This is a genomic window from Acuticoccus mangrovi (assembly GCF_016411865.1).
GTDB lineage: Bacteria > Pseudomonadota > Alphaproteobacteria > Rhizobiales > Amorphaceae > Acuticoccus > Acuticoccus mangrovi.
Genome location: NZ_JAEKJA010000025.1, coordinates 1 through 9,768 on the forward strand (window position 1 = coordinate 1; position 9,768 = coordinate 9,768).

General features: G+C 70.8%; 9 protein-coding genes. 4 read left to right on the forward strand and 5 right to left on the reverse strand.

The annotated features are described in order from the left end of the window. The 4 genes from JCR33_RS21365 to JCR33_RS21380 form a co-directional block, all read right to left on the reverse strand. A partial coding sequence (locus JCR33_RS21365; protein WP_198884169.1) for an ABC transporter ATP-binding protein occupies positions 1–508 on the reverse strand: 508 nt, incomplete at its 3' end. Further along, positions 505–1,623 (reverse strand): ABC transporter substrate-binding protein, encoded by a 1,119-nt coding sequence (locus tag JCR33_RS21370; protein WP_198884177.1) that lies wholly within the window; start codon positions 1,621–1,623, stop codon positions 505–507. The genes JCR33_RS21365 and JCR33_RS21370, both read right to left, overlap by 4 nt. Before the next feature lie 96 nt (positions 1,624–1,719). Continuing rightward, complete coding sequence (locus JCR33_RS21375; protein WP_198884170.1) at positions 1,720–2,199, reverse strand: RidA family protein; 480 nt, start codon at positions 2,197–2,199, stop codon at positions 1,720–1,722. Between the two features lie 136 nt (positions 2,200–2,335). Continuing rightward, the gene (locus JCR33_RS21380; protein ID WP_211110492.1) at positions 2,336–2,998 is read right to left on the reverse strand and encodes a maleate cis-trans isomerase family protein; all 663 of its coding nucleotides are present in this window, start codon (positions 2,996–2,998) and stop codon (positions 2,336–2,338) included. Positions 2,999–3,242: 244 nt separating this feature from the next. Here JCR33_RS21380 and JCR33_RS21385 point away from each other — a divergent pair, with 244 nt between their 5' ends. The 4 genes from JCR33_RS21385 to JCR33_RS21400 all read left to right on the forward strand — a co-directional run bounded on the left by JCR33_RS21385 (position 3,243) and on the right by JCR33_RS21400 (position 8,822). Continuing rightward, positions 3,243–4,121: an FAD binding domain-containing protein gene (locus JCR33_RS21385; RefSeq protein WP_198884172.1), complete on the forward strand. Its 879-nt coding sequence runs from the start codon at positions 3,243–3,245 to the stop codon at positions 4,119–4,121. Then, positions 4,118–6,895, forward strand: a complete 2,778-nt coding sequence (locus JCR33_RS21390) for a molybdopterin-dependent oxidoreductase (RefSeq protein ID WP_198884173.1) — start codon at positions 4,118–4,120, stop codon at positions 6,893–6,895. Before JCR33_RS21385 ends, JCR33_RS21390 begins: the two co-directional genes overlap by 4 nt. Beyond that, positions 6,892–7,647 carry a TetR family transcriptional regulator gene (locus JCR33_RS21395; RefSeq protein ID WP_198884174.1) on the forward strand — a complete coding sequence of 252 codons (756 nt, stop codon included), beginning with the start codon at positions 6,892–6,894 and terminating at the stop codon, positions 7,645–7,647. Before JCR33_RS21390 ends, JCR33_RS21395 begins: the two co-directional genes overlap by 4 nt. A gap of 293 nt (positions 7,648–7,940) precedes the next feature. After that, positions 7,941–8,822 carry an alpha/beta fold hydrolase gene (locus tag JCR33_RS21400; protein ID WP_198884175.1) on the forward strand — a complete coding sequence of 294 codons (882 nt, stop codon included), beginning with the start codon at positions 7,941–7,943 and terminating at the stop codon, positions 8,820–8,822. A 44-nt stretch (positions 8,823–8,866) separates the two neighbouring features. Here the strand turns inward: JCR33_RS21400 and JCR33_RS21405 are convergent, their stop codons facing one another. After that, a complete protein-coding gene (locus JCR33_RS21405; RefSeq protein ID WP_198884176.1) occupies positions 8,867–9,691 on the reverse strand; it encodes an enoyl-CoA hydratase-related protein in 825 nt (274 codons plus the stop codon). Between the last annotated feature and the right edge of the window lie 77 nt (positions 9,692–9,768).

Sequence of the window (9,768 nt, forward strand, 5' to 3'; positions counted from 1 at the left end):
GGAGGATGCGCGGGTCGGTGACGAGGGCGCGGGCGAGCGCCACGCGCTGACGCATGCCACCCGAAAGCTCGCGGGGGCGCTTGTCGCGGAAGTCGACGAGGTCGACGACCTTGAGGAGACGCTCCGCCTCGGCCCGGTCGGCCTTGGTCACGGGGCGGACCATGCTGATCGGGAAGAGCACGTTGTCGATCACGCTGCGCCAGGGCAGCAGCGTCGGATCCTGGAACATGATGCCGGCGTCGGTCTGCGGACCGTCGACCACGCCGCCGTCGAGGGTGATCGTGCCGGAGGTGGCGGGCTCGAGGCCCGCCACCATCAGCATCAACGTGCTCTTGCCGCAGCCCGACGGACCGAGGATCGAGACGAAATCGCCGCGGGCGATCTCGAACGAGGCCTCGGCGACCGCCTCCACGTCGCCCGAGGGCGTCTCGTAGACCTTGCGCGCCCGATCCACGGTGATCGCGTGGAAGGGCGCGTCCGGCATGGCTTCGGCAGCGGGAAGGCTCATCCGAGGATCTTGGCGTACTCGGTGAGGCCGGACTTGATGCTCTCCCACTCGGCCGCGCTCAGCTTGCCCGCATCGCCGACGAGGTCGTTGGTGTAGAGGGCATCGACGTCGGGGCGGGTCGCGTCGGCCGGAGCGCCGTATTCCATCACCATGTCGATCATGCCGCTGACCTTCTCCATGTCGGTCCAGCCGATGGCGTGCTCCTCGGCCTCCGGCGAGACCACAGTGTAGTGCATCAGGCCCTGGGAGAGGCGGGCATTCTCGCGACCGTTGGCCGCGATGCCGATCTCCGGCACCTCCTCGATGAAGATGTCGATGCCGGCTTCCGGATCCTTGAGCGCGTAGACGAGGCCTTCGGTGAGCGCTTCGGTGACGGCGGCGCAGAGCTCCTTCTCGGCCTCGTAGGTCGCGACCTGAGTCGCGATCTGGCCGGCATAGAGCGACACGCCGTACTTACTCCACAGCATGAAGCGGCAGGGCTCGTTGAGCGACAGCATCACAGGCACGCTGGAGGTGGCGATGGCGGTGACGGAATCCACCTGGCCGTTGATGACGCTCTGCTCCAGGACGCGGTTGTCCATCTGCACCATGGTGACGGACGACATGTCGATGCCGGTCTTACGGGCGAAGGCGGGCCAGTAGGGCGCCTCGGCCGAGGCCGGCACGTTGCCGATCTTCTTGCCGTCGAAGTCCTTCGGCTCGGTGATGTCGCTGTCGGCCTTGAGCAGCATGCCCATGGTGGCGTCATAGCCCATGGTGGCGAGGCCCTTCAGCGGCAGCCCACGGGCCGCGCCGAGGATGATGCCGCCGGCGAAGACGTAGCCGAAGTCGAACTCGTTGGCGCCGAGCGACTGGGCGGCGGCGACGGAGCCGTAGCCGCGCGAGATCTCCACGTTGAGGCCCTTCGACTTGAAGAAGCCCTGGTTCTTGGCGACGTAGGTGAACAGGCTGGAGCCGTTGGCGAGCCAGGGCAGCGTGAACTTGATGGTCTTGGTCTGAGCGATGGCCGGGGTCGGGAAGCGCAGACCCGCCGCGACACCGACGGCGGCGACCCCGCCGGCCTTCAGCAGGTTGCGGCGGGAAAGGGAGGATTTGGGCCGGGAGGTATTGTCCATGTTCGACGATCCTGTCTCAGAGCTTAAGCATAAGATGCTTACTTGGTGGGGAGTGCGAGTTTCGTGCCACTCGCGGGGCGGACGGCGCGACGGGCCTCAGGCGATTTCGAAGATGCCCTCCACCTCCACCGTCGCCCCGGCGGGAAGCGTCGCCACGCCGACAGCGGTGCGGGCGTGGCGCCCCGCCTCGCCGAAGAGGGCGTGGATCAGCTCCGACGCCCCGTCGACCACCTTGGGCACGAACGCGTAGCCCGGCACCGCGTAGACGAAGCCGCCGAGGCGATGACAGGCGACGACGCGGTCGAGATCGCCCTCGCACGCCTCGTTGAGCGAGGCGAGAAGGTTGAGGGCGCAGAGCTCGGCCGCCTTCCGGGCGACGTCGAGGTCGATGTCCTCGCCGAGGCGGCCGGTGTAGGGCACCTCGCCGTCCCGCTCGCAGATCTGACCGGCGAGGAAGACGAGGTTGCCGGCGCGCGAGAAGAGCTTGAAGGCACCGCGCGGCGTCGGCGGGACGGGCAGCGAGAGGCCGAGCGCGGTGAGGCGCTCGAGAACCCCCGACGATGCGGCGGGGCTCATCCCCGCCCCCGCCGAATGAGGTTATTACGCATAAGTTGCTTACCAAGAGAGCACATGAGTGATCCTTCGCTGTGCAAAGTCGGCCGATCACCGGGTGTCGGGTCGGCGATCGAGGGCGTGCGGGCCGACATCGGGGTCAGAAGCGGGCGAGGAGCGGGCCGCGCCCCTCGCACTGATCGGGGATGCCCGATCGGCGCAGCGCGCGCCAATAGAGGGCGCTGTTGATGGCGATCACCGGGATGCCGAGCCAGCGCTCCGCCTCGTCCGCGATGTCGGTGACGGCGAGGTCGGTGCCGGCTTGGACGACGGCGTCAACGCCTTGATCGGCAAGCGCTTTCAGCCCGTCCCGAATGTCTTTTTCGGTGGCGTGGGCGATCTGCACCTCGCTCGGCCGCATGAGGCTGTGGACGGCCGCGACAGTGTAGCCGTGATCGGTGAAATAGCCCGCGACGTGGCTGTCTCCGACCGGCTGATAGGGCGTGAGGATGCCGATCCGCTTCACCTCGGGAAACATCGCGAGCGCATCGCTGCAGGCCCGCGAGCCGACGGTGACGGGACCCCCGAAACGCGCCGCGAGCCTGGCCTCGAAGCGCTCGCTGCCGGCCTTCCCGCCCCAGAAGGTGGGGATCGACATCGCCATGATGAGGTGATCCGGCTGGCAAGTCATCACCCGATCCACGGCGCCGAAGAGATCCGGGCCGATCGATTCCACCATCGCCTCGAACTCGGTGTCGTTGGTGAGTGGTAGATCCGGAATATGAATGCGGCCGATGTGGTTCGTCACACCCTTGGGGCGCATCGCATCCATTTCGGGCTGGACTGTCGTATTTGTTGACGGGATGAGGACTCCGAACTTGAGCCGATATCCCAAACGATCTGTCATCTTACTCTCCAGAGCCTCCTTGATGCATGAATACTACGAATGCCAGGTGGCAATCGTTTTGCATGGGGACCCCCGGGCCATGCAAAGAGGGTGCCGGCGACGGATCCGGCCCCGAGCCCACAGCCCCGAGCCCCACAGCCCCGAGCCGAGGAAACCACCGATGCCGACGCCCCAGCCCCATCCCGCCCTTCCCGCGAGGCCGGTGGCGCTCCCCACCCTCGTCGGCCACCGCGGCCGGCACGCGATGCCCCCCTTCACCGTCCACACCGCGGCGAGTTTCGCCGAGGCGCGGCGGCTGATGACGTTGCGCCGCGCCCGCCCGCTCGCCGGCGGGCTCGATCTCCTCAACGGGCTGAAGACCGGCGCCGGGCCCGCCGACATCGTGATGCTGGAGCGCGTCGCGGGCGCGGCGACGATCGCCATCGCCGACGGCGATCTCCTCCTCGGCCCGATGGTCACCCACGACGGCTTCGCGACGAGCCCGGCGGCCCGGGCGCGCGTGCCGGCCCTCGCCGCCGTCTGGTCCGAGATCGCCAACCTGCGCATCCGCGCGCAGGGGACCATCGCGGGCAACCTCCTCGCCGGCATGCCGGCCTACGAGGCCGCCGTGCTCCTCGCCGCGGTCGACGCCTCGCTGGACTCGCTCGCGCCGGACGGGACGTCGGCGCGCTTCCCCGTCGCCGCCCTCGGCACGCCCACCGGCGCGGCGCGCCCGTTCGACCATCTCGTCACCGCGATCCGCGTGCCCTGCACTCCGCTCCGCCTCGCCTACGATCGCTCGCTGCGGCCCGCCCTCTCCGTCGCCGTCGCGCTGACGACGCGGCTGCGGCGCACCGTGAGCATCGTCGTGGGCGGCCTCCATCCACGCCCCATCGTGCGCCGCGCCCACGTGAGCGACCTCGACGCCCCCGGCGATCTCGCCGCCCGCCTTCTCGCCGACCTGCCGCTCGCCACCGTGCCCTTTGCCGGGAGCCCCTTCTATCGCGAGCGGATGGCCGCGGTGCTCGCCGCCCGCCTCCTCGCCGAGCTCGCCCGATGAGCCGGCTGAGCTTCGTCCTCGACGGCGAGCCGCGGACCGTCGAGGCCGATCCCACCGCCCTCCTCGCCGACGTGCTCGCCGGTCCGGCCGGGCGTCCGTCCGTGCGCGTCGCCTGCGACCACGGCGTCTGCGGCGCCTGCACCGTGCTCGTCGACGGGCGGCCGGCGACGGCGTGCAGCACCCTCGCCCTCGCCGCCGAGGGGCGCAGCGTGACGACCGTCGCCGGCCTCACCGAGGACGGTGCGCCGGGGCCGGTCCAGCGCGCCTTCATCGAGGCGAAGGGGTTCCAGTGCGGCATGTGCACGGCGGGGATGATCCTCCTCGCCGAAGCCTTCCTCGCGCGCACGCCCGACCCGACCCGCACCGAGGTGCGCCGGGCGATCGGCGCCAACGTCTGCCGCTGCACCGGCTACCGGGCGATCGAGGACGCGGTGCTGCGCGCGGCCGCCCTCAAGCGGGGCGCCGCCCCCTCGCCGGAGCCGGCGCGGCCCGACGAGATCGCCAAGACGACCGGACAGCCGATCTTCACCACCGACCTGAAGCTTCCCGACACGGCCGAGGGGGCGCTCCTGCGCAGCCCCCACCCGCACGCCCTCGTCCGGGCGGTTCGCACCGAGCGGGCGCGCGCCCTCCCCGGCGTCCTCGCCGTGCTCACCGGGGCCGACATCCTCGCCCTTCCCCACCCCACCTACGGGCTCTGGGTGAAGGATCAGCCGCTTCTCGCCGTCGATCGGGTGCGCCACGTGGGCGATCCCGTCGCCGCCGTCGCCGCCCGCGACGCGGCCACCGCCCGCGCCGCCCTCCGCCTCATCGAGGTGGACTACGAGCCGCTGCCGCCGGTCGCGACGCTCGACGACGCCCTCGCCGACGGGGCGCCGCCGATCTTCGACGGCCCAAGCCCCGGCGCGATCCCGCCGCACGGCGCCGGCGTCACCACCGCGAAGGAGCCCGCGCCGAACGTCCTCTACCGCTTCCGCCACATGGTCGGCGACGCCGACGAGGCCTTCGCCCGCGCCGACCACGTCTTCACCGACACCTTCGAGGTGTCGCGGATGACCCATGCCGCGCTGGAACCCATCGTCACCATCGCGCGGCCGATGGGCGAAGGGCTCGAGATCTGGTCGAGCAACCAGGACCCCTTCCTGCTGCGCCAGGACATTCGCGAGATCCTCGGCCTCGCCGAGCACGCCGTGCGGGTGCGCACCCTGCCGCTCGGCGGCGGCTTCGGCGCCAAGAGCTTCTGCAAGCTGGAGCCCATCACCGCGCTCTTGGCGCTCAGGGCGCGGCGGGCGGTGCGCCTCGCGATCTCGATGGACGAGAGCATCCTCACCCTCTCCCAGCATGCCGGGCGGCTGACGCTGTCGACCGCCGTCGCCGCCGACGGGCGCTTCCTCGCCCGCCGCGCCACGATCCAGCTCGACGGCGGCGCCTATGCGGACGCGAGCTGCCTCGTCGCCGACAAGGCCGGCTACCGCGTCGGCGGCCCGTACCGGTGGGAGGCGCTCGACGTCACCGCCGAGGTGGTGCGTACCACGACGGTGCCGGCGGGCTCCTACCGCGGCTTCGGCGGCACCCAGGCGTCGTTCGCCTCCGAGAGCCAGGTCGACATGATCGCCCGCCGGCTCGGCCTCGACCCGGCCGAGATCCGACGGCGCAACCTCCTCGCCCCGGGCGAACCCTACCGCCCCGGCGACAGCGCCATCGACTGCGACCTCGCGGCGGGGCTCGCGGCCGTCGCCGCCCGGATCGGCTGGGGCGAGCGCGCGGCTTCGGCGAGCGACACCGTCGCCCGCGGCAAGGGGCTCGCGATCGGCTTCAAGGACGCCGGCGGCCAAGGCCGCTTCGCCCAGGCGCGCGTCAAGGTGACGGCCGAGGGCGACGCCATCGTCTCCTGCGCCACCGTCGACATGGGCCAGGGGGCGAGCGAGCTCTTCCGCCGCATCGTGGGGCGCGTGCTCGGCCTCGATCCCGCCCGCGTCGCCCGCGCCGAGATCGATACCGACCAGACCGCGTTCGACCAGGGCACCCACGCGAGCTCGGCGACCGCCGTCACCGGCGAGGCGGTGCGGCGAGCGGCCGAGGCGGTGCGCACCCGCATCTTCGACTTCGCCGGCCGCCGCCTCGGCGCCGACCCCGCCGATCTCGCCCTCGCCGAAGGCACGATCCGCGCCGGCAACACCCACACCCCGCTGAAGCGCCTCGTGCTCGACTATTATGGCGGCCTCAGCGCCGAGTTCACCGGCGAGGGCGAGGTCAAGATCGAGGCCGACCCCGCCGCCGCCCTCAACGCCCCCATCGTCTACTGGATGCCCAACTGGGTGGGCGCCGAGGTGGAGGTCGACCGGGAGACCGGCGTCGTGCGCGTGTTGCACCTCGTCACCGCCGCCGACGCGGGCCACGCGATGGTGCCGGAGGCGGTGCGCGGGCAGATCGAGGGAGCGGCGATGCAGGGCCTCGCCCAGGCCCTATTCGAGCGCCTCGACTACGCCGACGGGATCCTGCGCAACGGCACGCCGCAGACCTATCGCCTACCGCTCGCCACCGACCAGCCCGCCGCGTTCGACGCCGTCGTGCTGGAGCAGGGCCTCGGACGCGGCCCGTTCGGCGCGAAGGGCGTGGGCGAGGCCGGGATCCTCGGCGTTGCGAGCGCCGTCGCGAATGCCATAGAGGATGCGGTGGGCGTCCGGCTGACCAGCCTCCCCTTCACCCCGGACAGGGTGCTCGCCGCGCTCGACGCCAAGGCCCAGCAACCCGCGGCGGAGGCCGTCGAATGAGCGCGCGCACGGACGGCCGGCCCGACAGGGGCAAGAAGGGCGAGACGACGAGGGGGCCGGGCGAGGGCCGCACCCGCCGCATCGCCGCGCACGCCGTCAAGCGTCCCGCCCGCCGGCCACGCGATGCGGCCGCCACCGCGGAGCGCATCCTTCAGGCCGCCATCGAGGAGTTCGCCGCGCACGGCTATGTCGGTGCCCGCATCGACGCCATCGCCCGCCGCGCCGACGCCAACATGCGCATGCTCTACCACTACTACGGCAGCAAGGAGGCCCTCTACATCAAGGTCTTGGAGGTCGTCTTCCACGATATCCGCCTGCAGGAGGCCGAGCTCAACCTGAAGCGTCTCGCCCCGATGGCCGCGATGGAGAAGCTGTTCGACTTCACCTATCATCACTTCTCGTCGAACCCGCTGTTCATCCGCATCCTCACCAGCGAGAACTTGTTGGGCGCCGAGCAGCTCAAGAAGACGCCGGTGGTCTCCACCATCTCATCGCCGTTGATGCAGGCGATCGGCGAGGTGCTGCAGCGCGGCACCGCGGAGGGCGTGTTCCGCGAGGCGCTCGACCCGCTGCAGATCTACGTGACCATGGTGGCGCTCAGCTATTTCCACATCTCCAACGCGCCGACGCTGTCGCACCTCTTCAGCGCCGACCTGACCGACCCCGCCTGGCGTGAGGCCCGCCGCCGGCACGCCTCGGAGCTCCTGAAGGCCTACCTCGCCCGCCCCCATCCGCAAACGCCGGACGACTGACCCGTCCATGATCGCTCACGGCGGCCGGTCGCGCCGGTGAGTGTCGAAAAAGTGTCAATCATCGCAAGTATCTGGTCCTTAACTTGCAAGCTCATTTAGGCACATTGTGCAGTCGACTATTCCGTCGATTGCACACGGAGGATCATATATGAGCCATGGGCTGAGCGGCCGCGTCTTCGATCTCGCGGCCCACCCATCCGGCAGCGTCGCGCCGCTCGGCCGTCGCCTCATCGACTAGCCCCGCCACCGATCCCTCCCCCCTTCCGAACATCCGAGATGGAGACCAGGACGCCATGCCTCACGTGACGACCGACGACGGCGTGACGCTCTACTACGAAGAAGCCGGCCGTGGTGTCCCAGTGGTGTTCGTGCACGAATTCGCAGGCGACTGGCGCAGCTGGGAGCCGCAGATGCGCCACTTCTCCCGCTACTATCGCTGCATCACCTACTCGGCGCGCGGCTACCTGCCCTCCGACGTTCCGGCCGAGCCGGCGCACTATTCGCAGGCCCGCGCTCGCGACGACGTCAAGGCGATCCTCGACGGGATCGGCATCGAACGGGCACACGTCGTGGGTCTGTCGATGGGCGGCTTCGCCACCCTCCACTTCGGCTTCACCTATCCGGAGCGCGCCCTGTCGCTGACCATCGCCGGTTGCGGCTACGGCTCCGAGCCCGACAAGCGGGCCCAGTTCGCCGCCGAGGCGGAGGCCGCCGCCACCCGCTTCGACAAGCTGCCCATGGAAGAGGCCGGCGGGATCTACGCCATCGGCCCCACCCGCGTGCAGTTCCAGACCAACGACCCGCGCGGTTGGGCCGAGTTCCGCGATCAGCTCGTGGAGCACTCACCCATCGGCTCGGCCAACACCCTGCGCGGCCTCCAGAAGGAGCGCCCCTCGCTCTACGACCTCACCAAAGAGATGGCGACGATCCGCTCGCCGACCCTCATTCTGACCGGCGACGAGGATTGGCCCTGCCTCGCCCCGGCGATCCTGATGAAGCGCACCATCCCGTCAGCGGCGCTCGCCGTGCTTCCCAACGCCGGCCACACCATCAACCTCGAAGCGCCGGCGGAGTTCAACCGGCTGCTCCAGGAGTTCCTTCACCGGGTCGACGTCGGAGGGTGGCGCACCCGCGATCCCCGCGCCAACGCCAACAGCATCATGGGCGGGCAATAGGCGGCGGTCGCCGCCACCGCCGCGGGGCGATCCGGCCCCGCCCGTCAGCGTCCCTTGAAGCGGGGAGCGCGCTTTTCGGCGAACGCCTTGCGGCCCTCGGCGTAGTCCTCGCTCGCCATCGCGCGGGCGACGGCCTCGGCGACGCGGGCGTCGCGCGCCTCGCTGCCGCCCTTCACCAGCGTCTCGAGCACCAGCTTGGTGCCGGCGATGGAGAGCGGCGCGGACGCTTCGAGCGTATCGGCCCACTTCAGCGCCCCCGTCAGCGCGTCGGTGTCGCAGACTTCGCTCACGAGGCCCATGGCGAGGGCCGCCATCGCGTCGCGCGGCTGGGCCGAGAACAGCATCTCCTTGGCCGCCGTCAGCCCGACCGCCTCGTAGAGGGCGCGCGTCTCCTCGATGCCGTAGACGATGCCGAGCCGGGCGGCTGGGATCGCGAACACCGCCGTCGCGTCGGCGATGCGGAAGTCGCAGGCGACGGCGAGGCCGCAGCCGCCGCCATAGGCCGGCCCCGACACCGCCGCGAACGTCGCCTTGGAGCACTCGGCGATGGCCTCGGTGCAGCGATCGACCCGCGCGGCATAGGCCTTCGCCCCCTCCGGCGTCGAGCGCACCTTGCCGAACTCCTTGATGTCGGCGCCGGCCGAAAAGGCCCCGCCGGCGCCGGTGAGGATCACGCTGCGCAACGCGTCGTCCTCGCTCAGCCCCTCGAAGATCTCGGCAAGCTGCAGCCACATGTCGAAGCTCATGGCGTTGCGCTGGCGCGGCCGGTTGAGCGTCACCACCGCGCAGCCCTGCGACGGGCGGGTGACGATGATCGTGGCCTCACCCGCGGCGCCCTCCGCCGCCTTCTCCTCATCGGTCGCAGCCATCGCTCTGTCCTCCCGTCCTCGGCGTCCGCGCGCACCCTAGGCTCCGGACTCAATCAGCACCACCATCGGATGATGAT

Excerpts from the sequence above, each read along its gene's own strand:
- JCR33_RS21375 (WP_198884170.1), bottom strand. The coding sequence starts at position 2,199 with ATGAGCCCCGCCGCATCGTCGGGGGTTCTCGAGCGCCTCACCGCGCTC.
- JCR33_RS21390 (WP_198884173.1), top strand. The coding sequence starts at position 4,118 with ATGAGCCGGCTGAGCTTCGTCCTCGACGGCGAGCCGCGGACCGTCGAG.
- JCR33_RS21370 (WP_198884177.1), bottom strand. The coding sequence starts at position 1,623 with ATGGACAATACCTCCCGGCCCAAATCCTCCCTTTCCCGCCGCAACCTG.
- JCR33_RS21400 (WP_198884175.1), top strand. The coding sequence starts at position 7,941 with ATGCCTCACGTGACGACCGACGACGGCGTGACGCTCTACTACGAAGAA.
- JCR33_RS21395 (WP_198884174.1), top strand. The coding sequence starts at position 6,892 with ATGAGCGCGCGCACGGACGGCCGGCCCGACAGGGGCAAGAAGGGCGAG.
- JCR33_RS21385 (WP_198884172.1), top strand. The coding sequence starts at position 3,243 with ATGCCGACGCCCCAGCCCCATCCCGCCCTTCCCGCGAGGCCGGTGGCG.
- JCR33_RS21380 (WP_211110492.1), bottom strand. The coding sequence starts at position 2,998 with ATGCGCCCCAAGGGTGTGACGAACCACATCGGCCGCATTCATATTCCG.
- JCR33_RS21405 (WP_198884176.1), bottom strand. The coding sequence starts at position 9,691 with ATGGCTGCGACCGATGAGGAGAAGGCGGCGGAGGGCGCCGCGGGTGAG.